This is a genomic window from Streptomyces sp. NPDC031225 (assembly GCF_055570355.1).
Genome location: NZ_JBVIHJ010000016.1, coordinates 76,537 through 98,363 on the forward strand (window position 1 = coordinate 76,537; position 21,827 = coordinate 98,363).

The following is a 21,827-nucleotide window of genomic DNA, read 5'->3' on the forward strand; positions in this document are numbered from 1 at the left end:
TCAGGAACAGCCGCGGCCGAGGCCGAGCGAGGTCAGGTCGATGGAGTCGGCGAACGCCTGCATCCCGGCGTCGTTGGGATGCAGATGGTCGCCGGAGTCGTACGCCTCGCCGAGCCGCTGCGGGTCGGCCGGATCGCGTACCGCCCGGTCGAAGTCGGCGTAGTCGTCGAAGACGCGGCCCGAGTGCCGTACGAACGCGTTGACCTGCTGGCGCCGGGCCTCCGTCTCCTCGCTCCAGCCGCCCCAGGTGAAGCCCTTGTACGGGGTGATGGTGGCGCCGACGACCCGCATACCGCGCTGGTGCGCCCGGCTCGCGATGGTCTTCATCCCGGCGATGATCTGCTCGGCACTCGCCCCGCCGAGGTCGTTGATCCCCTCGAAGAGGATCAGGGTCCTGGCCCCCGGCTGGGACAGCACGTCCCGTTCGAGGCGGTCCAGCGCGGAGGGGTTGGTCTCGGTCCCGGCGGTGATCCGATTGCTGGCGATGCCCGCGTTGAGCACCCCGGCGCCGGGCCGGCAGGCGTTCAGCCGCGCGGACAGCAGGTCGGGCCAGCGCCGGTTGGTGTCGGCCGTCGAGTAGGACCCGTCGGTGATCGAGTCGCCCAGCGCCACCACGGCCCCCGCCCTGGGCGCGCTCACATCGACGCCGGAGAGGAACGGCCAGCTCGTGGTGGTCCAGGTGAAGGCTTCGCCGCCGGGGTCGGCGGCATGGTCACCGGCCTGGTAGTCCGTCCAGTACACGGTCTGCTGCGCCCACCAGTGGTCGGTGATGTGTGAGACCTGACCGGACAGATAGAGGCTGACCACCAGGTCGGCACCGGCGGGCAGCGGGAACCCGACCGGGTCGCTGACCGCTGTGCCGCCCGCCGGGATCGTCACCTGCCGCTCCCCGCCGAACCGCACCTCGGTCGGCCGCTTGACGGCGGAGCCGCCGTCGCGCAGCCCCACGGTCGCGTGACCGATCGTCACCGGCTGGGTGGCGTACGCGTTGGACAGCCGGACGCGGACCCGGGACCCGCCGACGCTGGTGCGCACCGGCATCCGCACCGTGACCTCGGACATGCCCGAGACGTCGTAGTGCTCGCTGGGGGCGGTCGCCCAGGTGCCGGTCCAGCCGTGACCGTGACCGGCCTGCCGGCCGGCCCCGGCGGGCGCGACCGGCCCCGCCAGGACCGCGATGAGCGCAAGCAGCAGGGCGATGGGCCCGCCGCGTATCGCTCGCGTCCGGGCGGCCATCAGGAACCGTCCGCACAGGTCAGCCTGGCGTTGGCCCAGTCGGCGTGGTCGCTGGAGACGTCGCCGCCCCCGTCGACCAGCAGGTCGAGCCAGCGGGCGCCGGACACGTCCACGTCGACGGCGGTGCCGCCGTCGGAGCCGGACACGACCGGGGTGGTGGCGAGGGTGCGGCCGTCGGCGACCACCTGGAAGGAGACGCTGCCGCCGTCACCGACCTCGTCGTCCACCCCGGCGACGGCGGTGAACCGGGTGCAGCCACCGCCGAGATAGACCCGGACCTGACTGTTCGCGTGGACGCCCAGACCCTTGTCGTAGGAGGTGCCGGCGATGGTGAGGGTCCGTCCGTCCCCGGAAGCGGCCTCGCCGTTGGACAGGTCCTTCTCTACGGGGCCCCAGCCGTTGACCGCCGTGACCAGGGTCAGATCGCTGACGTACGCGTCCTTGGAGAGCCCCGGCGGCGGCACCTGCACGGCACGTTCGCCGGTCACCGTGGACGGGTGGCCCTTCTGCTGAAGCGCAGCGGTCGCTGACAGCACGGCGTAGTGGACCGGGTCGGCGGGCGGGGTCACGGTGTACACGGCGGTCACCGACGCGCCGGGCCTGACCCGTGCGAAGCCGGTGGCCCCGTCCGCGGTCGCGGTCCAGCCGTCCGGGACGGTCAGGGCCAGGTTGACGTCGTGTGCGGTGGGGGCGTCCTTCGGCACGGCGAGCGTGACGGGGACCTTGGTGGCCACGCCGGTGCTCAGGAACGGCTCGGCGTCCACGGAGACCCGGGCCCCGGCGTCCGGCATGGCGTACGTCTTCGCGTCGTACGAGGGCGCGGCCACCGGCTTCACCTTGATGCCGCCGGCCGTCGCGCCGAGGTCGACGAGTTTCGCCGAACCCGGGCCCGCCGCCTTGCCGTTGGACCACACCGCCAGGGCGATGCTGTTGTCGCCCTGCTCGCGCAGGATGCCCTTGGGGATGACGAAACGGGTCTGGGGCCCGGTGGCGGGCAGATAGCGTCCGATCAGCCAGCCGTTGACGAAGATCTGCGCCCGGTAGGCCGTGCTGCCGCCCTCGGCCTCCGCCAGGTCCAGCGCGATCGCGTTGTCCTGGCCCTTCGGCAGGTCGAGCTTCGCGCTGGTGCGGTACCACCGCACGCCGGGCTCCGTAGCCGCGGACCTGGCGGCGAGTGTGGTGCGCTTCCAGTCGCCGTCCGGGTAACCGGGCAGCGACCAGCCGGCCCGCTCTCCGTACAGACCGCCGTTGTTGTACGGGCCGCGTGCGGGGTCGACCGGGTTCTCGCCGCCACGGCTGCCCTGGATCTTCCAGGTGAGGGTGGAGGCCCCGCCGATCACCTCGGCGCCGAGCAGGCCGCGCGGCTCCTTGGAGTAGTCGTGGCCCCATTCCTCGTTGTGGCCCGCGTTCTCGGCCAGGACGGCGAGCACGTTGTCCGCGCCGGCCTTGAGGGTGCCCGCCGGGATGTCGAAGGTGTGCGCGCCGTCGCCGGAGGTGCCGAGGTGGCGGCCGTTGAGCCAGACCGCGTACTGGCCGGTCGGGCCGGTGTCGGCGTTCAGGGCGAGCGCGGTCGCGGCCCCGGTGGTCTTGAAGCGGCCCCGGTACCAGACGTCGCCGTGGTGGTAGCCGTACTCGTCCATCGCGAGCACCGGCAACGAGCCGTTCAGGGCGGCATTGTTGGCGGTGAGACGGGCGGCCGTGGTCCAGGAGGAGTCGTCGAAGTCCGGGGCGGATTCCGGGGCTTCCTGCTTGTACTTCCATGCCGACAGCCTCGGAAGCCTGACCGGGCTCGGCGCCTCGGTGACGGTGGTCCTGCGGCCGTTCCAGGTGGCCTTCTTCGCGTCCGCGATGACCTCGATCTTCTCGGCCTTGGCCGAATCGCCGGTCAACGTCAGTGTGCCGCCCGTGACTTCGGCCGTACGGACCAGGGACGGGCCGCGCACCAGAACCGGCCCGGCGGAGGTGTCCTGACGCCACCAGTGGGCGGTCTCGGCGACGTCGGCGATCAGCAGTTCCAGGCCGTTCACCCGCACCCGGATCAAGCCCTTTTGGGTGTAGTTGAGGCGCAGGTCGCCGCGTGCGGCGTCCCAGGTGGTGGTGACGTCGCCGTCGAGTACCTTCACCCGGGGCCGCTTCGCGTACCGCAGCACGGTCTCGCCGGCCTCGCCCGCACGCCCGTACAGCAGGGCCACTTCGCGGTGGCCGATGGCGGCGTGCGTCATGATCTCCGAGGTGGAGTAGACGAGTCGCTGGTCGCCCAGGTCGTAACCGGCGACGAGGAGTTTGGCGTCCCGGCCGTCCACGGTGATCGCGCCCTGCTGCGGCACGCGCGGATAGTCGCCGTCCGCGCCCGACAGGGACAGCGTCGTCTCGTCCTCGTCCTTCACCCGGGTGTCGGTGTGCCGGACTGTGAAGAACTGGGTGCCGTCGTCCGGGTTGACGCGCCGGTCGATGCGCAGCGCCTCGTCGGACGGGGTGGGCGCGGTGGCCTTGTCGGTCCGTGCCAGTGAGCCGACCGAGTTCACGAAGTATCCGAGGCGCTTGAACTCCTGGTATTTGTCCGTGAGTTGGCGGGACTCGTTGATCGGGGCCCCGTAGTCGTACGACGTGTAGACGGCGTTCGGGTCGGTGAGCCAGCCCCAGTTGGTGCCGCCGTACGTCATGTAGAAGGACTGACCGGTGACACCGGCGGCGATGTTCATCTTGCCGAAGACCCGGGTGAAGTCGGTGCCGGTGAGTTTCGCGCAGTCCTGGTAGCCGGTGCCGCCCCACGGGTCGAAGGCACCGCCCTGCGCCTCCGGGATGAGCAGCGGCGACTCGGGCTTCCACTCGTTGACGTAGGAATAGTCCGGCAGGTTCTTCCAGGTGTCGGGGTCCTTGCAGTCGAAGCCCTGCGGGTAGGCGTCGAAGCCGTAGATGTCGGGGGCGCCCTTGCCGCTCACCCAGTTCTGGTTGGCGCCCCCGTCGTTGACGAAGGTCGGCACGTCGATGCCGTCCTGCTTCGCCCAGTCGATGAGCGTCTGCATGTAGTCGGCGTCGTGTCGGCCGCCCTGGTACTCGTTCTCGACCTGATAGAGGATCACCGATCCTGTACCGCGCGTGAGTTGGTGACGCGCGATGATCGGGTTGATCCGGCTCATCCACTCCCGCGCCGCCTTGAGGTACTCCGGCTCGGAGGTGCGGTTCACGCCCGCCTGGGCGGAGCGCCAGGCGGGCATGCCGCCGCCGGACACCTCAGCGTTGATGTAGGGGCCGGGGCGGGCGATCACGTACAGCCCTGCCCGCTCGGCCTCGTCGAGCAGCCGTTCCACGTCACGGATGCCGGTGAAGTCGTAACTGCCCGGCTTGGCGGAGTGGTAGCCCCAGTCGAAGTACAGGGAGACCGCGTTGAAGCCGCCCGCCTTGATCTTCTGGAGCACGTCACGCCAGGCGTCCGGGCTGGGCAGCCGGAAGTAGTGCAGCTCGGCGCCCCAGATGTAGAGGGGTTTGCCGTCGACGCGCACGGAGTACTGGTCGTAGGTGACCGTGTGCTGCTTGCCCGCCACGGGGACCACCTGGGCCTCCGCCTCGGCCGGTGCCGTCGCCGCCGTTGCGGTGGGCACGGTCAGGGACAGGGCGGTCAGCAGGGATGTGAGCAGCAGGGATCTCCCGGGCCTTCTCATGACGTCAGCCCCTTCACCACGGCCGCCCGCGCGGTCTCGATGTCGGTCACGTTCTTCGTACGGCCGTCCAGATCCCGGGTGGCCGTGGTGAGCGCCTCGGTGAGGGCCGCGCTGTCACCGCCGTCCTTCGCGCGGAGCTGCCGTATGAGCTCGAAGTCCTCGATGCCTTCCTTGAGTTGCTCCCAGCGGATGCTGGACATCGGCCCGTTCTTCCCCGGGTAGACCAGGTACTCGTCGCCCTGGGTGAAGATGTGCACGGGCTGCTTGAAGGGGTCGCTGGTCCAGCTGTTGTACGACCAGCGCAGGAACCCGTCGAGATCGCGCTCGGCGGAGATCCACGGCAGCATCCGCGACTCGACGGCGGGGGAGTACGACAGGGTGTTGGGGTGGGCCGGCGCGCCGTACACGTAGAACGTGGTGATCTTGCCGGCCGCGCGCCGCTGCGCCGCCTTCTCCTTCGTCATCGCGTCGATGCCGCCCCAGTCGACCGACAGGTTCGACGCGACGCCTTCCGTGGTGATCGAACCGGCCACGGAGATCCGGTCGTCGAAGACCGGCGCCACCTCGTGGACGAAGTCCTTGACCACCGTCATGGTGCTGATCGGCCGCTCGTCGAAGGACAGCCAGGTGTCCTTCAGCCAGCCCTTCTTCTTCAAGTGGGCCTCGAAGGCGGGCAGATAGGCGCCCCAGGCCTCCCGCCAGCGGGTTCCGCCCAGATCGACGTTCTCGTAGACGGTCTTCCGGGTTCGCGTATCGGTGTAGGTGAGGTGTTCCTGGTCCTGGAACGCCAGCATCGAGAAGGCGCCGATGTCGGGGCCGAGCCCGGCCTTCCTGGCGGTCTCGACGTACTTGTCCCAGCGGGCGAAGTCGAAGGCGAACCTCGTCCCGTTCCACGTCCAGCCGACCATGCTGGTGTACGGCGTCGCGGTCTGCGACTGACGGGTGCCGAGGGACCACTGGTGGTGCCAGGGGTTGTCGACGATCGTGGTGTTGATGACCTTCTGCCCGCGCGAGGCCAGATCGCGGTTGTACGCCTCGATGAGCTTCCAGTGCTCCTTCGACCACAGCTTGACCTTGTGGGCCTGTGCGATGGTCTCCGGCTGCGCCCAGACGTCGAGGAAGAACTTGTAGTCGGCGGGCGCCGGCACGGTGGCGTCGGCGACCTTCACGGTGAGCGGGTACGTGGCCTGCGTGTCGTCGCCGACGGCGACGCGGACCGTCCCCTTGTAGGTGCCGGGCCTGGCGTTCTTCGGGATGTGGAAGGTGAACCAGAGCGGCTGGGCGGCGTACGCGGGGACGTCGACCGAGTCGCGTTCCTCCAGCGGGTCGCCGACGACGTCCGGGTTGCGGTCTCCGGAGACCTCCTTGGCGGAGCTGACCTGGTCGATGGTGGCCGACCAGTCGACCTCGCTCTTGGAGCGCTGTACGGGGACGTACTTCACGAACCGCACCTTGGTGCTGTCGCCGTCGAGCTTGGCGCCCCCCGGCCCGGTCAGGTCGCCGACCTTCGCGTGCACGTCGTCGAGGGGCGTGCCGGAGGCGATGGCGAGCTGCGCGGAGACCTGTTCGCCGCGTACGGCGTCCAGGGACAGGTCCTTGGTGTCCTTGCCCTCGATGGCGGTCATCGGATAGCGCGGGACGCGGACCTCCGCGGAGCTCGCGAAGGAGCCGGTGGGGACCCAGATGACGGTGTCCCTGGTACCCATGGCGTCGGCGACCTTCACGGTCAGCCAGGTGGTGGTGGGCTTGTGCTGGTCGTCGTCGGTGGCCGCGATCACGGTGGTGGTGGTCGCGACGAGTGCGCCGGCGAGGAAGGACGCGATGAGGGCAGGTGTACGGGCGAGCCGTGGCATGGGTGAACCCCTGTCGGAAAAGGGCCGTCGGATACTGCCGAGCTGTCGGGGCGCTTCCGGGCTGCGTCGGCCGGAAGCGCCCCTGACGCGGTGTCCGTTCAGGACGCGCAACTGTTCTGGACGCGGTCACTGCTCAGGGCGCGGTGACCGAGAAGCCGTCGAAGACGGCCTGGATCCGTTCACCTGGGTAGTTGACGTTGGCGCCCGAGGCGACCAGGCCCGCGTCGCCGGTGCCGGAGACCGAGGCGACCGTGGCAGACCCGACGGTGGACCAGGTGGTGCCGTCCTTGCTCGCGTACGCGGTGTACGTCGTGCCGTCCCGCACCAGTTTCAGGTAGGCGGGGTGATACGTCTGGCCGCCGCCCGCCCAGGTGTCGAGCTTTCCGTCGCCGTCGCTGTCGGTCATGAACTCCAGGCCGTACTTGTCCGTCATGACGAGGACCGCGTAACCGCCCTTCTCGGGCGCGGTCAGGTCGTTGGCGACGGCGAGGCCGGCCTTGCCGACGGGACTGGCGGACTCTTGGGAGACGAGCCGTGCCCGCACGGTGGCCTTGTCCGCGACGACTGCCTTCTCGTAGACGGTGGCCTTCTCGTCCTTCCAGCCGGACAGGTCCTGGCCGCCCGCCCAGAGGGCGAACTGGTCACCGGCCTGGGCGAATTGGGCGTCACCCGCGGTGTCGGCGGTGCGGTACGGCGCCGAGACCGCGCCCGGCTGCGGCTTCACCTTCACGGGAACGCGGTCGGAGACCGGCGGGCTGCCGTCGTAGGTCACCGTCCCGGTGAGGGTGTGACTGCCCCAGGCCGCGTCGGCGGGCGGGGTGACGGTCCACTTGGTGGTGAGCGTGGCGCCGGCGGCGAGCGACCGGGTCGTCGCGGCCGTGGTGGCCTCGGCGCGCCAGCCGTCGGGCGCCTTCAGCGCGGCCGTGACCCGCTTCAGCGGCCGGGAGCCCCAGTTGGTGGCCGTGGTGGTGATCTCGAAGGCCTCGCCGTTGCCGGTCTCCGGCGCGTCGGGGGCGAGCAGCACGGAGGCGGCGGGGGCCTTGGCGCTCCGCAGGGCACGCAGCGCCTTGGCGGCGCCCTTCGCCTTGAGGTTCACGAAGGCGGGGGTGACGCCCAGGGGAGCGCCGTAGCCCTTGAGATCCTTCGGACCGCGGATCACGGTGCCCTGGTTGACGTCGTACCAGGTGCCCGGGGGCAGGTGCACGGTCCGGGTGGCCCGGTCGGCGACCTGCGGTGCGGCGAGGACGGCGGGGCCGAGCATCCACTCGTCGGAGACGGTGTAACCGGCTTTGTCCTTCGGGTAGTCGAAGAACAGCGGCCGGACGATCGGGTCACCGGTCTTCAGGGTCTGCTGCACCTGGTCCCAGATGTACGGCGCGAGACGCTCGTGCCGCTTGATCGCCGCCCGGTACAGGTCGATGGTCTGCTGGTCGTAGACGACCTTCTGGCCGGTCGTCACGTCGATCGTGTCGACGGGCGAGGTCGAGGAGTACATCAGCGGCATCAGCGAGGCGACCTGTGCCGAGCGGATCAACACGTCTTTCTCGGGGGCGGGTTGGCCTCCGGAGCCGCCGATCATGTCGGTGGTGACGAAGGGGTAGCCGATCGTGGAGATCGCCAGGTTCTGGCTGACGGAGGCGCGGACCGAGTCCCAGCCGGTGCCCTTGTCGACCTGCCGGGTGACGAACCCGGCCTGGTGGGCGGTGGAGCCCCAGTGCACGCGGATACCGACACCCTGGAGGTCGAACTCGTCGGCGAGCTCGGTGCCGAGACGCTGGTAGTCGGTGGGCTTGAACCCGTCGCGCGGGGCGCACTTGTCGTCGAAGAAACGGGTGTCGAACTTCAGGCCGTCGATGTCGTAGTCGCTCATCAGCGTCTTGATGCGGCCGGTGTACCAGGCCTTGGCCTCGGGGTTGGCGAGGTCGATGATGCCCGCCGTTCCGTTCCACCACGTCACGGTGCAGGGCTTGGCGGTGTCGGCGGCATCCTTGAGCAAGTAGCCCTTGTCGACGGCGAATTGGTAGTTGTCGGAGTCGAGGTTGATCCACAGGGTGGTCCAGAGCCCGAAGTCGAAACCGAGATCGTGGATCTTCTTCGACATGGCCTTCGGATCGGGATAGGCCTTGGCGTCGAAGGTCAGGTTGCCGTAGTTCGACTCCCACTTGTCATCGAGCTGGAGGGCGTGCCCTTCGAGCCCGTTGTCCTTCAGATCGGTGGCGTAGTCGAGGACCTTCTCCTGGTCGACGTGGGTGTAGAACTGCGCCCAGGAGTTCCAGACCGGCTTGGCGTACTGCTCGTACGTGGCGTCGCTCTTCGCCGGTTTCCCGACGATGCCGACGTAGTCGCGGTAGACCTCCAGCGGCGTCGACTCGACGAAGACGGTGGCCTTGTAGGGGTCGCCGGACTCTATGTCGAAGCGTCCGAGTCCGTCCTTGCCCTCGTTGATCGCCACGTCCATGACATGCCCGGTGTCGACGCGGAGTCCGGTCGAGCTGGAGGTGTACCAGAACGGATCGATCATGTGGTACGACGCGGGGGAGAAGCCGGGGTGCTCGACCTGGCCGCTGTCCAGCGGCCAGGGCTGGTCGGTGCCGGGGCCGCCCTGCGGGGTCTCGGCCTCGCCGTGCCCGTACCAGTGCCCGGCGGAGGCCAGGTCGTAGGCGAGTCCCAGCCGGTCCGGCTCGACTCCCTCGACGTTCCAGTCGAGTTGGTAGCGGTCGGCGGCCGGGGTGAGGCGCGCCTGCACGGTGGCCCCGGCAAACGTGGTGCCGGCGGTGAGGGTCAGGACCCCGTCCTTCCAGCGCCAGCCCGTGACGTCGGTGGCGTGCTGCCACGAACTGCCGGAACGGAACCGTAAGGCGCCGGTGCCGCCGCCCGCGGTGGCGAGGACGGACGTTCCGGCGCGTTCGGTGCGGAGGGCGAGATCGCCGTCGGTGGGTATGTCGACCGAGTAGCCGGTGGTCTTCCCGGTGGCCGGTACGGACAGGGTGAGAACGTCCGCGGTTTCGGTCACCTTCGGCCGTGGGGCCGAAGCGGCCTGCGCCGGCTGGGCCAGGGGCTCCGTGCCGAGCGAGGCGAGAGTCAGGGTCAGGGCGGCGGCAAGTACGGCGCCGAGTCTGCGGGGTTGTGCACGCACTGTTGTCCTCCAGCGGGCAGAGGCTGGGAGTCTCTGATGAGCGATGCAAGATCTTGTAGTTTTGCGCACATACTCTTGCAGGAAAATTCATCTGTCAACGATGCGGTCCTTGATTCCCGCGGGGCTCCGCGGGCCGGTGATACCGCTGTTGAGGGGCGGGTCCGCTGCTCACGGCATGAGCCGCGGGCAGCGGACGAGGCCCCGGAAGGCCGTAAATTCTGTGTGAACGGCGTCAGGCGAGAATTCCCGAACGCGTGAGATGACGCGGGTTGTCCGGGTCGAGCCCGCGCGCCGCGCCGAGGGCGACGGCGAGCCGCTGCACCAGGACGAGGTCTGTCACCGGGTCATGGCCGAAGGGCGCCGGTCGGTCGCCGGTTCGTGCGATCTCGCCGGGCAGCCCTTCAGGTATGCCGGGCAACTTGCCGAACCACCAGGCCACTCGCCACTCGCCCCGGTCCGGTGACGCCGATCGGCCTGTGGGGGTACTTCATCCACGGGTACACCGCCGTGCAGGCGTCCGCCGCCCCGCGCAACTTCAGTGCCGCCTCCGGTGTGACGCCGTACGCCCAGCCGCCGCCGAGGAACGTGAACTGCCCGGCGCCGAGGAGCTCTTCGGCAGGGCTACGGCTGCCCCTGCACGGCCGGAGCGCTCAGGTGCTCGCCGGACAGGGCGCGAAGAAACGCCAGTTCAGGAGTGGTAAGCCGGGTCTGCGCGAGCGACGTCTCGTCGGCGAACTCCAGGAAGGCGGCGGTGTCCACGAGTTCCATGACGGCGGTCACGCGGCCGGCGGTGACCGCGACGGTGGGGCCCCCGCAGACGCTGGAGCGCGTCCGGCACCTCCGTCGTGGTGCCCGACCGGGTCGGCGCGACCTCCCGGTCGAAGCGCGGCCCGACGGGCATCGCGGACGCCGGGAAGGCATCGGCCCCGCCATGTCCGCCGGACTCGCGGAGCATCGCGTACGCCTGGGCCATGAACCACGACGTGCCGCAGCCGGCGACGGCCACACGTTCACCCGTCGTGGCAGCTCCGCGACGGGGGCGGCTTCAGGCCGTGCGAGGGCGACGGCCTGCTGCCGGCACCGGCGGGGTGGCGATCTCGGTCTCCGTCCGGCTCGTGCGACTCCCGTCTCGGACGACATGGCGTGGACGTGATTGCCGTGGTCGCGCGGTGAATCACCGCCCCTGCGTGAGTGCCGGCGCCCATGCGATCCGCATCCGGCGTGACCGAGTCGTGATCCGGCGGCCCCTTGACACTATGCGTGATTGGTCGAGCATGATGTTGATTACTGCTCGAAGTGGGCAACATTCGAGCATAAATAAGCATTGAGCCGCACCCAACGTCACTGCAGTGGTACGAAGAGAGGGTGGTACCCGAGTGAAACGGCACCTCGCAGGCACAGCCACAGGCCTGGTTCTGGCCTTGGCTCTCACCGGATGCGGCAAGGGGGGCTCCTCCGACAGCGGCGACTCGGACGGCCGGACGATCACCTTCGTGGCCGCGAAGTACGACGACGACACCCAGCCCTACTGGGCGCGGCTCATCAAGGACTTCGAGGCCCGCAACGCCGGCTACAAGGTCAACCTGGAAGTCGTCGACTGGGAGCAGATGGACTCCAAGGTCAAGACATACATCCAGACCAAGCAGCAGCCGGACGTCCTCAACTACAACAAGTTCTCGGACTTCGCCCGCGACGACCTGATCTACCCAGCGGACGAGGCGGTGTCGGCGAAGGTGCTCGGTGACTTCCTGCCCCTCTTCGCCGACCAGGCCAAGTACCAAGGAGTCCAGTACGGCCTGCCGTTCATCTCCAGCGCGCGGCTGTTCTTCTACAACAAGGCGATCTTCAAGCAGGCGGGTGTCACGGCGCCGCCGAAGAGCTGGGCCGAGGTCGAGGCCGCCGCCAAGAAGATCAAGCACGTCAAGAAGACCGGGGTCATCCCCCTGGGCCTGCCGCTCGGACCGGAGGAGGCCCAGGGCGAGTTCGGCATCTGGTCGATGAACAACGGCGGCGGCTGGGTCGACGGCTCCGGCAAGTGGGCCGTCGACCAGCCGGCGAACGTGGAGACCCTGACCTACCTCAGGAAGCTGACCAAGGAAGGGCTGACCCAGCCCAACCCGGAGACCACCAACCGCAAGGACGTCTTCAACCAGTTCGCGCAGGGCCGGATCGGCATGATCAACGGCGCTGTCTTCATGCGCAAGGGCTTCATCGACCCCGTCGACAAGAAGCTCGACTACGGCGTCGCCCCGCTGCCCAGCAAGGACGGAACCACCCACAACACCCTGGGCGTGCAGGACTACTTGGTGGCCTTCAAGAAGGACGGGGGCAAGAACCGCGAGGGCGTCAACAAGTTCCTGGACTTCGTCTACCAGAAGGAGAACGCCTCCAGGTTCCTGTCCACGGAGGGATTCCTGTCGGTGACCAAGTCGGCCGGTGACGCGCTCAGTTCGGACACCGGCTACTACAAGCCGTTCGTCGACGCCCTGGCCGGCGCCAAGTTTGCCCCGGCGGACAACCCGGGCTGGGCTGCCGTCGACGGCGCGGTGAAGCAGCAGATAGGCACCGCCGTGGCGGGCGGCGATCCGAAGAAGGTCCTGGAGAAGATCCAGAAGACCGCGCAGAAGACCGGCTGACGCATGACCGTCCACGACATATCAGTACGCGCCTCCGGGGACCGGCGGGAACCGGCCCCGGAGGCGGCGGCACCGCCCCCGGCCCCCGTCCGCAGGCAGCGGCGCGGACTGCGGGCCCTGGAACCGCTGCTCTGGCTCGGGCCCGCCGTCGTCCTCATCCTGGCGATGGTGGTCTGGCCCGTCGTCGAAATGGTCCGCACCTCCCTGACCCGGATCAGCTCCACCGGCCTGTCCCTCGGCTCCGCGGGCCTCGACAACTACACCGACCTGTTCGCCGAGGAGGACCTGCCGGGCGTACTGCTGCGCACCCTGATCTGGGTCGTCGGCGTCGTCGCGGTCACACTCCTGCTGTCGCTGGGGCTCGCCCAGTTGCTCAACACGCGTTTTCCCGGGCAGCGAGTGGTCCGCTGGGCGCTCATCGTGCCCTGGGCGGCGTCCGTACTGATGACCGCGCTCATCTGGCGCTGGATGCTGAACAACTTCTACGGCGTCGTCAACCGCCTCCTGATGGACGTGGGCCTCCTCGACAAACCCGTGAACTGGCTGGCCGACCCGGTCCTCGGTTTCGCGGCGATGATGGCGGTTGCGGTGTTCGTCTCCCTGCCGTTCACCGCGTTCGTCATCCTCTCCGGACTCCAGACCATTCCCGCGGAGATCTACGAAGCGGCCCGCATGGACGGCGCCGGGACCGTCAGGACGTATCTCTCCGTCACCCTGCCGCTGCTGCGGCCCTCACTGCTGGTGGCCGCGATCATCAACATCATCAACGTGTTCAACTCGTTCCCGATCATCTGGGCGATGACCCGCGGCGGCCCCGGCTTCGCCACCGACACCACGACGACCTTCATGTACAAGCTCGCCTTCGACAACCAGGCCGTCGGCGAATCGGCGGCGATGGCCGTCGTGAACTTCGCACTGATCCTCGTCGTGGTGCTCGCGTATCTGCGGGTCGTGCGGTGGCGGGAGGAGATCCGATGACAACACCGGCCGCACACGCCGGACCACGGGCCGGACACCGGGTGCGCACCGCGCTGGTCGCCGGAGTCGGCTGGCTGGTCGCCCTGCTCTTCCTCTCCCCGTACCTCCAGATGCTGCTGACGGCGCTGAAACCGACGCCGGAACTGATGAAGTCCCCGCCCTCGTACCTGCCGTCCCACTGGCAGTGGTCGAACTTCGCCGACGTGTGGTCGCTCGACGATCCGCCGGTCGCCGGCTCGCTGGGCTTCTCGCTGTACGTCGCCGCAATGTCCACACTGCTGGCGCTGCTCGTCGGGCTGCCCGCCGCGTACTACACCGCGCGGCACCGTTTCCGCGGCCGCGGCGCGTTCCTGCTGCTGGTCCTGGTCACCCAGATGTTCGCGCCCACCGCACTGCTGGTCGGCATCTACCGGGAGATGGTCAGCCTCGACCTGACCGACACCGGCGAGGCGCTGATCCTCGTCAACGCGGCGTTCAATCTGCCGTTCTGCGTGTGGATCCTCAACGCGTACTTCGCGAGCGTCCCCAAGGAGTTGGAGGAGGCCGCGTACCTGGACGGGGCCGGCCGGCTGGGGGCCCTGGCCCGTATCACCCTGCCGCTGGCCATGCCCGGTGTGGTGACGGCGGCGGTCTACACGTTCATCGCCGCCTGGAACGAGTACGTCGTCGCACTCACCATCACGTCCTCGAAGGACCGCACGACGCTGACCAAGGCCATCCCCGGGTTCGTCACCGCCTACCAGGAGCAGTGGCAGTACCTCTTCGCCGCTTCACTCATCGCTGTCGTCCCGGTCGTGGTGCTGTTCATCTTCGTGGAACGCCATCTGGTCAGCGGTCTGACGGCCGGTGGCGTCAAGGGGTGAGACAGGGTGTCCACCGGAGGAGACCGGGGCGGGCGTAGCGGAAGGGCCGGGCGTTGTCGAAGGGTCGGGGCCGGACCTCGTCCCGGAGGCCACGAGGGACCTCGCCGCACCGGCGCGCCGCCTGCCCTTCCCCGCGGCCGCCCGGAGCGACCGGCAACCTCCTTGTGGCACAAGGACGTTCAGGCGCGGACGATCTCCACTCCGGCGGCGACGAACGGCTCGATGAGTCCGGCGGGAGCGTCCCTGTCGGTGACGAGCACATCGACGTCCTCCAACGGGCAGATCCGCGCGAACGCCCGCTTGCCCAGCTTGGAGGAGTCGGCGACCACGACAACCTGCTGAGCGCGCCGCGCCAGGGTCCGGTTGATGCTGGCCTCGCCCTCGTGATGGGCCGTCGCACCATGCACGGCGTCGATCGCGTCGACTCCGATGAACACGTGGTCCAGCGTGATCTCGGCGAGCAGTTCGGTGGCCAGCGGCCCGATCAGTTCGTACGAGGCCGGGCGGGCCACCCCGCCGGTGACGACGAGCTTCACATGACGGCGTACGACCAGCTCGTTGGCGATGTTCAGGGCGTTGGTGACAACCGTCAGCGACGGCTCCGCGCTGCCCTCGGAGCCGAGGTCGCTCCTGGTCGCCAGCGCCCGTGCGACCTCGGTGGTCGTGGTACCGCCGTTGAGGCCCACCACAGCCCCGGCCTTGACCAGACCGGCTGCCGCGTGCGCTATCCGCTCCTTCTCGGGGGCGTGGCGTGCCGCCTTGTAGCGCAGCGGCAGGTCGTACGCGATCGCGTTGATCACGGCGCCACCGTGGGTGCGGGTGACCATCTGCTGCCGAGCCAGCTCGTCGAGGTCGCGTCGGATCGTGGCAGCGGACACCGCGAGTTCGGTCGCGGCCGCCTCGACCTCGATACGCCCGTCGCGCGTCAGCATCTCCAGCAGCGCGCTCCACCTGGCTTGCGGTGTCGCCATCTCCGTCGCTCTCTGTCGGTGGTGTGGGCATCCATGAAATCACGGACAGCGCCCACCGCCGTGATGCTCATCGCAATTTTCAGTACTTTATCGCGACCAAAGCAACAATTTGTTGCACCAGGTTTCACGATTTCCGTCACCGTCGGGCAGGGAGCGGCCGGCGTCAGACGACCCTCCCGCGCACAGGCGCTGCATGGCCGGGCCGTCGGCGAGGCCCGACCGCGGCAGTGATCGCCGCTGCGAGGGCCGGACGTCGTCAGGGCAGTTCACCCCGCGTGTTGAGCTGCCCCATCCCTGTGTTGCTCAGCCGGCGCCGGCAGCCATCGCCACGAGTTCGCCCAACACCTCGCGCTCGATGTCGAGGAACGACCGCTCCTCCCCCTCGGCGATCCACTTCCCGAAGGCCACGCCGAACACGGTCACCCCGGATTCCGCGGCGAGCGTGGCCGTCGCCGCGGGAACCCCCCGCGAGCGGAGTGCGGCAGCGACCGCCGTGGCAAGCCCGGCCAACTTCAACAACTCCCGTTCCTGCAGCGCCGGATTCCCGGAGATGATCCTCTGCCGCCGCCTGGAATGATCGCGGCGCTCGGCCGGGAAGAACGGTGCCGCGGCGGACAGAGCGGACTCGACCATCTCGAGCGGTGACGCGTCCGGCGCAGCCGCGGCCACGCCGTCCAGGAATGCCTGCTCCAGCAGTTCCTGGCCGCCGAACAGCACCTCGCGCTTGTCGGCGAAGTGGCGGAAGAACGTCCGTTCCGTGAGGCCGACGGACTGGGCGATATCGGCCGCGGTCGTCCCGTCGTAGCCGCGGCTGATGTACAGATCCATCGCCGCTCTTTGCAGTCGTTCCCGGGTCCCGGGCTCCCATCGCACCATGCCGACCATCTTAGTGATGACAGCGGCTGACATGACAGCTACAGTGACGACAGCCACTGACGTCAGTGGCTGACATCGCTTGCCCGTCCGCTGGGACCGGGCATTGAAGGAGATCGTCCACATGCGCGTTTTCGTCACTGGAGCATCCGGGTGGATCGGTTCGGCCACCGTCGACGAACTGCTCGCCGCAGGTCACGAGGTGGTCGGGCTCGCCCGCTCCGACGCCTCGGCCGCATTCCTCGACGCGAAGGGAGCCCAGGTCCGCCGCGGCGACCTCGACGACCTCGAGGGCATCCGGGAGGGCGCCGAGACCGCTGACGCCGTACTCCACCTCGCCAACAAGCACGACTTCGACAATCCCGCCGTCTCCAATCGGGCCGAACGGGCCGCCGTGCAGGCGATCGGCGATGTCCTGACCGGATCCGGCCGTCCGTTCCTGCTTGCATCCGGCGTCGCCGGCCTGGCGCAGGGCCGGCTGGCGGCCGAGGCCGACAAGTCGCCTTTTCATGGCCCGGACTCCCCCCGAGGCGGCAGCGAGAACCTCGCACTGGAGTACGTCGATCGCGGCGTGAACACGGTCAGCGTGCGGTTCGCCCCGACCGTGCACGGCGACGGCGACCACGGGTTCATCGCGATGCTGGTCGCGATCGCCCGTGAGAAGGGGATCGCGGGCTATGTCGGCGACGGCACGAACCGCTGGTCGGCGATCCACCGGTCGGATGCCGCGCGGATCACCCGACTGGGACTGGAGAAGGCCCCGGCGGGAACACTCCTGCACGCGGTGAGCGAGGAGGGAGTCCCCACCCGGGAGATCGCGGAGGCCATCGGGCGGGGAATCGGCGTTCCCGCGGTCTCGATAGCACCGCAGGACGCACAGAGCCACTTCGGCTGGATCGGCCGCTTCTTCGGCATGGACGCCGCCACCTCCAGCACGCGCACACAGGAACTCCTCGGCTGGACACCGAGCGGACCCGGCCTCATCCAGGACCTGGACGCCGGGTCCTACTTCCGCTCCTGACACACCGGGCACACCTTTGGGCCGACAGGCCGTACGCCGTACGACGAGGAAGGCATCGTCGACGGCTACGTCCCGAACCCGAGTGTCGAGGCCGATCCGTCTCCCGGCGGAAGCTCGCCGGATGGACGAACTCGCCGAACTTCACAGGCGGTTGGATCGTAGACCTTGCCGCCCTTCCGCTGCCAGACGACCCGACCGCTCTTGCCGGCCGCGCTGTTCGAGGCCTGCTGCAGCAGGGCCGTCGCCCTGGCGGAGTCGGTGTCCAGCGAGGTGGGGCTGTTGCCTAAGGCGCTGCCGGCCGCGCCGACCGCGGCACCGAGGGTGATCAACAGGCCCACCCAGACCAGGACGACGGCGAGCCGGTGCCGATGGCACCAGCGGGCGAGAGGAGACATGGACGAGCCTTTCCAGAGGTGCACGCGCGCTACCGGGCCGGTCATCTCGGCCCACCCTCACGTTCGCAGCGCCCGGATCTCTCGTCGTCGGGCGATCGCAGGCATGTGCGTCTACTGCGCTCGAAGTAGACGAGGTGCCGACGCGGTATGCCTGTGCTGATCACTCAGAAGACCGCTGCACCCTGGCTCGGCACCCCACCCCACCCCGGCTCGGCCCGCCGAGCCGACAGCCACGGATCGCCCCGGGGCGGCGCGCGCCTGCGCGGGTTCCGCCCGCAAAAGCTCCTCGCATGTGAGCCTGAAACGGGCCCAGGGTGCGCTCGATGAACGCACATCTCGCGGAATCCGTTGGTTCAGCCGATCAGGGCCTCGGTGATCTGGCGGGTGGTCTGCAAGGCGACCCGGGGATTGACGGCGGCGTAGGAGACGTACGCGTTCAGGCCGGTGGCCAGGGCCCAGCCGCGGCCCCGGGTCCAGGTCGCGTCGTCGAGGCCGAGGGCGGCGCGGAAGGCAGCCCGGCTTCCGGCCGACATCAGGGTGAAGGCGATGGTCAGGTCACGGGCCGGATCACCGATGCCCAGCCCGCCGAAGTCGATGACCGCGCTGAGGCGGCCGGCGAAGGTCAGTAGGTTGCCGGTGTGGAAGTCGCCGTGAAACCAGACGGGCGGGCGGTCCCAACCGGGGGCGCTCAGCGCCGCAACCCACAGCTCGGTCATGGCCGCGGCGTCGAACGTACCGTCAACCTCCGCGATGGCGGCCCGCGTTGCACCGTCCCTGTCGGCCAGCGGCCGACCGGTGAGGTCCTCGTGAGCGTCATCGGCCGGGAAGTCCTCGGGTCGGACCGTCTGAAGGGTGATGAGGAACTCCGCCAGTTGGACGGCAGTCCCGGATGAGCCGCCCAGCGCCTCGACGGTCGCCACCTCGCCGTCCAGCCAGCGGGACACCGCCCACGGCCACGGATAGGTGAAGCCGGGCTCACCCACCCCCACCGGTACGGGGATGGCCAAGGGCAGGTGAGGGGCGAGCCTGGGAAGCCACTCGGACTCCTTCACGGCCTGCCCGACGGCCCCCGCATGGCGGGGCATCCGGACGGACAGGTCCTCGCCCAGCCGGTAGATCACATGGTCCGAACCGGCAGGGTGGAGCCGCTTGAGGGGCAGCTCGGCCCACTGCGGGAACTGCGTGTCGACCAGGCGCCTGGCCAGTGCGGCATCGATCACGGGCCCCGGGGCCGCCGTACTCCCGATGGCCACGTGCAACTCCTGCGGTGGGCCCGCTCCATGCGACGGGCGGCGGAGCCATCACAGTGCCTGATGGACCCGGCTGTCGAACCGTTTTTCTCGACTGACCGCCCTCCGCCACGCGAACTCCACTCGCACGCCTGCCGAATCCGACCCAGCGCCGTCCTCCCGATCCGAGGGGGCCTCCCCGGCTCATGACCGAACAGGCCTTCTTGGCCTGCCGCGGGAAGTGACGTCGTACCAGTTGTCGTCGATGCCGCATTCGCCGCCCTCGACCGCGCTGTCATCTGCCGACGACGACCGCACACCGCACTTCGTCGGGAGTAAGGGCAGGTGACGCACCCAAGAGACGGCCCTGCTCGATGTGTCAGAACGCAATCGCAACAGTCTGGCCCGCGCAGCCTCACATGCGGGACCTCAGCACATCGACCTCACAGCCCGGCGCGAACGGGTCGAAGCCATGCTCGGTCAGCCAGCGAACCACCAGCAGACTGCGCAACGACCACCACGCGCGGATCACGTCCAGGTCGACATCGGAGCCGTAGCCGGCGATGACGTCGCCGAGTCGCTCCTCGTGTCCGAGAGTCAGGACGGCGAGGTCGAACAGGGCATCACCCTGACCGGCCTCGGACCAGTCGATGATGCCCGTGACCTCGTCGCCGTCCACGAAGACGTGCTCGATCTGCAGGTCGCCGTGCGTGAACACCGGAGTCCAAGGCCGGAGCGCGGCCTCGGCGACCAGGCGGTTGCGGGTGACGAGGTCGGTGGGCAGGACGCCGTTCGTCACGAGCCACTCGCACTCCCAGTCGAGATCCGCCGCCAACTCGTCGAGACCCCGGCCGGCCCGGCCGACCCGGGGCGGCAACGGCGCGTCGTGCACCTTCCGGATGGCGGCACCCGCCGCGGCCCACGCCGCCGACGACGCGGTCGACGGCTCGCCGAGGTGGCCGAGGGCCGTTCCCGGGACGGCGGCGATCGCGAGAACGGGCGGCTTGCGCCACAGGATTTCCGCGGTCGGGACCGGCACCATGGCCATCGCCTCGACCTCGGCGTCGATGCGCGCCTGATCGGTGTCCACCTTCAGAAACACATCGCCGACGCGCAGGGTCGCGCGCTCGGAATGGGCGACGACGACTTTGACCTCATCCATGGGCGACCAGTATCCCGGCGATGACCGTTTGCGTCGCCGGATTTGTCGCGCACGCGCACGCGCACGCTCGCGCACGCTTTCGCAACTGCCCGCGTCCTGCCATCCGGAGGTCGCGCGCAGGACACCAGCCCCTGACCAGGCGTCAAGCCACGACTTCCGTCACGACTTTGTTGACGACTGCCGAGGTCGGCGGGCCGGGGCCGCGGTCTGCGAGCAGGAGATGCCCGCCGCCGACCAGCGACAGGGGGAGCGAGTCGATGTCGGCGTCGGCCGCGATGCGCCCAGGTCACGCTCGTCGACCAGATGAGCGGGGAATGCGGTCGTGGTCTGGGCCAGGATCGCGATGCCGCCTCCGGGTCTCGCCTTGCGCAGTCGTGCGCGCAGCTGGTCCCGAAAGGTGATGACCGGGATGAGCGCTACCGGCATCGTCCCGGAACGCGGTCGGAAGCGCGGTCGGAAGCGCGATCGGCTCTCTGGGGGGTGCTTCACGATGAACCACACCACCCTGGCCGGGCGGGAAAAGATGCTGCGGAGGTGGCGCGGGCCCGGTAATGTCCCGGCTGTGCGTTGATCTTCAGGGTGGTGGCATGGCGGCCACCGCAGACGGAGCGGCCGCTCTCCTGCCGGCACGGCGGTGAGGGCTGGTAGGCGTGTGCAGTCCGTCCAACTCACCGGAGATCACCAGCATGCTTCCCGAACTGACCTATGCGGAGTTGCTCAGCCGCATCGCCGACGACCCGGCCGTCGTCGGGCTCGTCCTCAAGGGTTCCCACGCCCACGACGGCATGGCCACCCGGTATTCGGACCGCGATGTGTACGTCGTCCTCGCGGAGGGCGCGGACAGCGAACTTTCGGGCTTCCACGGTCATCGTTCTGCTGAGCTCGATGTCGTCGTCGCCACGGTCGACCAGTTCCGCGACTTCGACGGGCACGAGCGTTATGCGCTGTCCCGCGCCCACGTCGTGATCGACCGGTTGGACGGCGGAATCGCCGAGATCGTCGGCGCCAAGGGGCTTCGTGACCGTGCCGAGGCGTCAGCGGCGGCGGCTGGTTGGCTGGATGCCTATGCCAACTCCCTCTACCGTTCCCTCAAGAACGCCCGAGACGGCAACCTGCTGGCCGCCCACCTCGACGCGGCCGACAGCATGAGTTTTCTGCTGGAGCTGCTGTTCGCCCTGGACCGTCGTCCACGTCCCTACAACAAGTACCTGGAGTGGGAGCTGGAGAGGTTCCCCCTGCCAGGATGGGCAACGAGCCCGCTCCTCGAACGGATCGGACTGATCGCGGGAACGGGTGACGCAGACCTCCAGCGGGTCCTCTTCGCCCAGGTCGAGGCTGTGGCACGCGAAGCCGATCACGATTCCACGCTCGATGCATGGGGCGAAGATCTGCTGTTGATGCGTCCGGAACCGGACCTCAAGGCAAAGTAGGCCATCGCAACTCGGCGCGCTCCTCGATCAGTTCAGTTCGGGCCGCGCGCCCAAGGTGTCTTCCCTCTCCGGTCGACATCACCATCACGTCGACCAGCGAGGGAAGTCGCTGCGGACAGCTGTGCAGATCCCCCGGCAGTGGAAGCCGTTCACCACCGTTCACCAGCCCGGGTGCAGCAGGCGCTGGTCCCGGTGGCCGTCGGCATGACGGCCGGGGGCGTCTCCTCGAACCGTTGCATCGCCCCGAGCCCGCGCATCGCGAAGAGCACAGTGAACCCGGCGGATACCGGAGAGCGATCGTCAGCCCGTACGTCCGACGTGCCGCTTCACGCGTGGTGCTGTCGAGTCCGAATCCGCCACGCACTTCACGCTTCACGCGTGA

Annotated in this window: 15 protein-coding genes and 1 pseudogene; 5 read left to right on the forward strand and 11 right to left on the reverse strand. The window is 69.1% G+C overall.

Going from position 1 to position 21,827, the window contains the following annotated elements; translation table 11 throughout:
• From ACZ48Z_RS26190 to ACZ48Z_RS26210, 5 genes are all read right to left on the reverse strand, one after another.
• On the reverse strand, window positions 1–1,236 hold the full coding sequence (locus ACZ48Z_RS26190) for an SGNH/GDSL hydrolase family protein (protein WP_468738321.1): 1,236 nt from the start codon (window positions 1,234–1,236) through the stop codon (window positions 1–3).
• Entirely contained in the window at window positions 1,236–4,898 is a 3,663-nt protein-coding gene (locus ACZ48Z_RS26195) for a beta-galactosidase (RefSeq protein ID WP_468738322.1), read from the reverse strand. The genes ACZ48Z_RS26190 and ACZ48Z_RS26195 overlap by 1 nt, the downstream gene beginning before the upstream one ends.
• Window positions 4,895–6,751: a DUF4091 domain-containing protein gene (locus ACZ48Z_RS26200; protein ID WP_468738323.1), complete on the reverse strand. Its 1,857-nt coding sequence runs from the start codon at window positions 6,749–6,751 to the stop codon at window positions 4,895–4,897. Before ACZ48Z_RS26200 ends, ACZ48Z_RS26195 begins: the two co-directional genes overlap by 4 nt.
• 133 nt (window positions 6,752–6,884) lie before the next feature.
• Entirely contained in the window at window positions 6,885–9,887 is a 3,003-nt protein-coding gene (locus ACZ48Z_RS26205; protein ID WP_468738324.1) for a TIM-barrel domain-containing protein, read from the reverse strand.
• A 621-nt stretch (window positions 9,888–10,508) separates the two neighbouring features.
• A complete protein-coding gene (locus tag ACZ48Z_RS26210; RefSeq protein ID WP_468738325.1) occupies window positions 10,509–10,667 on the reverse strand; it encodes a hypothetical protein in 159 nt (52 codons plus the stop codon).
• Between the two features lie 641 nt (window positions 10,668–11,308).
• Here ACZ48Z_RS26210 and ACZ48Z_RS26215 point away from each other — a divergent pair.
• Genes ACZ48Z_RS26215 through ACZ48Z_RS26225 form a run of 3 tightly spaced genes read left to right on the forward strand, consistent with a single transcriptional unit; the run spans window position 11,309 to window position 14,364 of the window.
• Window positions 11,309–12,523, forward strand: a complete 1,215-nt coding sequence (locus ACZ48Z_RS26215) for an extracellular solute-binding protein (RefSeq protein ID WP_468738326.1) — start codon at window positions 11,309–11,311, stop codon at window positions 12,521–12,523.
• 3 nt (window positions 12,524–12,526) lie between these two features.
• Window positions 12,527–13,501, forward strand: a complete 975-nt coding sequence (locus tag ACZ48Z_RS26220) for a carbohydrate ABC transporter permease (protein ID WP_468738327.1) — start codon at window positions 12,527–12,529, stop codon at window positions 13,499–13,501.
• Window positions 13,498–14,364, forward strand: a complete 867-nt coding sequence (locus ACZ48Z_RS26225) for a carbohydrate ABC transporter permease (RefSeq protein ID WP_468738328.1) — start codon at window positions 13,498–13,500, stop codon at window positions 14,362–14,364. The genes ACZ48Z_RS26220 and ACZ48Z_RS26225 overlap by 4 nt, the downstream gene beginning before the upstream one ends.
• 179 nt (window positions 14,365–14,543) lie before the next feature.
• Here ACZ48Z_RS26225 and ACZ48Z_RS26230 read toward each other — a convergent pair whose 3' ends face one another.
• Window positions 14,544–15,335: a DeoR/GlpR family DNA-binding transcription regulator gene (locus ACZ48Z_RS26230; RefSeq protein WP_468738329.1), complete on the reverse strand. Its 792-nt coding sequence runs from the start codon at window positions 15,333–15,335 to the stop codon at window positions 14,544–14,546.
• Window positions 15,336–15,638: 303 nt separating this feature from the next.
• A complete protein-coding gene (locus tag ACZ48Z_RS26235; RefSeq protein ID WP_468738330.1) occupies window positions 15,639–16,211 on the reverse strand; it encodes a TetR/AcrR family transcriptional regulator in 573 nt (190 codons plus the stop codon).
• A 121-nt stretch (window positions 16,212–16,332) separates the two neighbouring features.
• Between ACZ48Z_RS26235 and ACZ48Z_RS26240 the strand changes: the two genes are divergently transcribed.
• Window positions 16,333–17,229, forward strand: a complete 897-nt coding sequence (locus ACZ48Z_RS26240; protein ID WP_468738331.1) for an SDR family oxidoreductase — start codon at window positions 16,333–16,335, stop codon at window positions 17,227–17,229.
• A gap of 65 nt (window positions 17,230–17,294) precedes the next feature.
• On the opposite strand, the gene ACZ48Z_RS26245 is transcribed toward ACZ48Z_RS26240, so the two are convergent.
• The 4 genes and pseudogenes from ACZ48Z_RS26245 to ACZ48Z_RS26260 all read right to left on the reverse strand — a co-directional run.
• Window positions 17,295–17,624, reverse strand: coding sequence for a hypothetical protein (locus ACZ48Z_RS26245; protein WP_468738332.1), 330 nt, complete (start codon window positions 17,622–17,624; stop codon window positions 17,295–17,297).
• A gap of 353 nt (window positions 17,625–17,977) precedes the next feature.
• Window positions 17,978–18,877: an aminoglycoside phosphotransferase family protein gene (locus ACZ48Z_RS26250; protein ID WP_468738333.1), complete on the reverse strand. Its 900-nt coding sequence runs from the start codon at window positions 18,875–18,877 to the stop codon at window positions 17,978–17,980.
• Window positions 18,878–19,268: 391 nt separating this feature from the next.
• The gene (locus ACZ48Z_RS26255; protein ID WP_468738334.1) at window positions 19,269–20,015 is read right to left on the reverse strand and encodes a phosphotransferase family protein; all 747 of its coding nucleotides are present in this window, start codon (window positions 20,013–20,015) and stop codon (window positions 19,269–19,271) included.
• Between the two features lie 142 nt (window positions 20,016–20,157).
• Window positions 20,158–20,447, reverse strand: a pseudogene (locus ACZ48Z_RS26260) (TetR/AcrR family transcriptional regulator); the annotation flags it as partial.
• 254 nt (window positions 20,448–20,701) lie between these two features.
• Here ACZ48Z_RS26260 and ACZ48Z_RS26265 point away from each other — a divergent pair.
• Window positions 20,702–21,445: a hypothetical protein gene (locus ACZ48Z_RS26265; protein WP_468738335.1), complete on the forward strand. Its 744-nt coding sequence runs from the start codon at window positions 20,702–20,704 to the stop codon at window positions 21,443–21,445.
• The last annotated feature ends 382 nt before the right edge of the window (window positions 21,446–21,827 follow it).

Coding starts and splice junctions, on each gene's coding strand:
- ACZ48Z_RS26190 (WP_468738321.1), bottom strand. CDS start 1,236: ATGGCCGCCCGGACGCGAGCGATACGCGGCGGGCCCATCGCCCTGCTG.
- ACZ48Z_RS26195 (WP_468738322.1), bottom strand. CDS start 4,898: ATGAGAAGGCCCGGGAGATCCCTGCTGCTCACATCCCTGCTGACCGCC.
- ACZ48Z_RS26200 (WP_468738323.1), bottom strand. CDS start 6,751: ATGCCACGGCTCGCCCGTACACCTGCCCTCATCGCGTCCTTCCTCGCC.
- ACZ48Z_RS26220 (WP_468738327.1), top strand. CDS start 12,527: ATGACCGTCCACGACATATCAGTACGCGCCTCCGGGGACCGGCGGGAA.
- ACZ48Z_RS26225 (WP_468738328.1), top strand. CDS start 13,498: ATGACAACACCGGCCGCACACGCCGGACCACGGGCCGGACACCGGGTG.
- ACZ48Z_RS26230 (WP_468738329.1), bottom strand. CDS start 15,335: ATGGCGACACCGCAAGCCAGGTGGAGCGCGCTGCTGGAGATGCTGACG.
- ACZ48Z_RS26235 (WP_468738330.1), bottom strand. CDS start 16,211: ATGGTGCGATGGGAGCCCGGGACCCGGGAACGACTGCAAAGAGCGGCG.
- ACZ48Z_RS26240 (WP_468738331.1), top strand. CDS start 16,333: ATGCGCGTTTTCGTCACTGGAGCATCCGGGTGGATCGGTTCGGCCACC.
- ACZ48Z_RS26245 (WP_468738332.1), bottom strand. CDS start 17,624: ATGTCTCCTCTCGCCCGCTGGTGCCATCGGCACCGGCTCGCCGTCGTC.
- ACZ48Z_RS26255 (WP_468738334.1), bottom strand. CDS start 20,015: ATGGATGAGGTCAAAGTCGTCGTCGCCCATTCCGAGCGCGCGACCCTG.
- ACZ48Z_RS26265 (WP_468738335.1), top strand. CDS start 20,702: ATGCTTCCCGAACTGACCTATGCGGAGTTGCTCAGCCGCATCGCCGAC.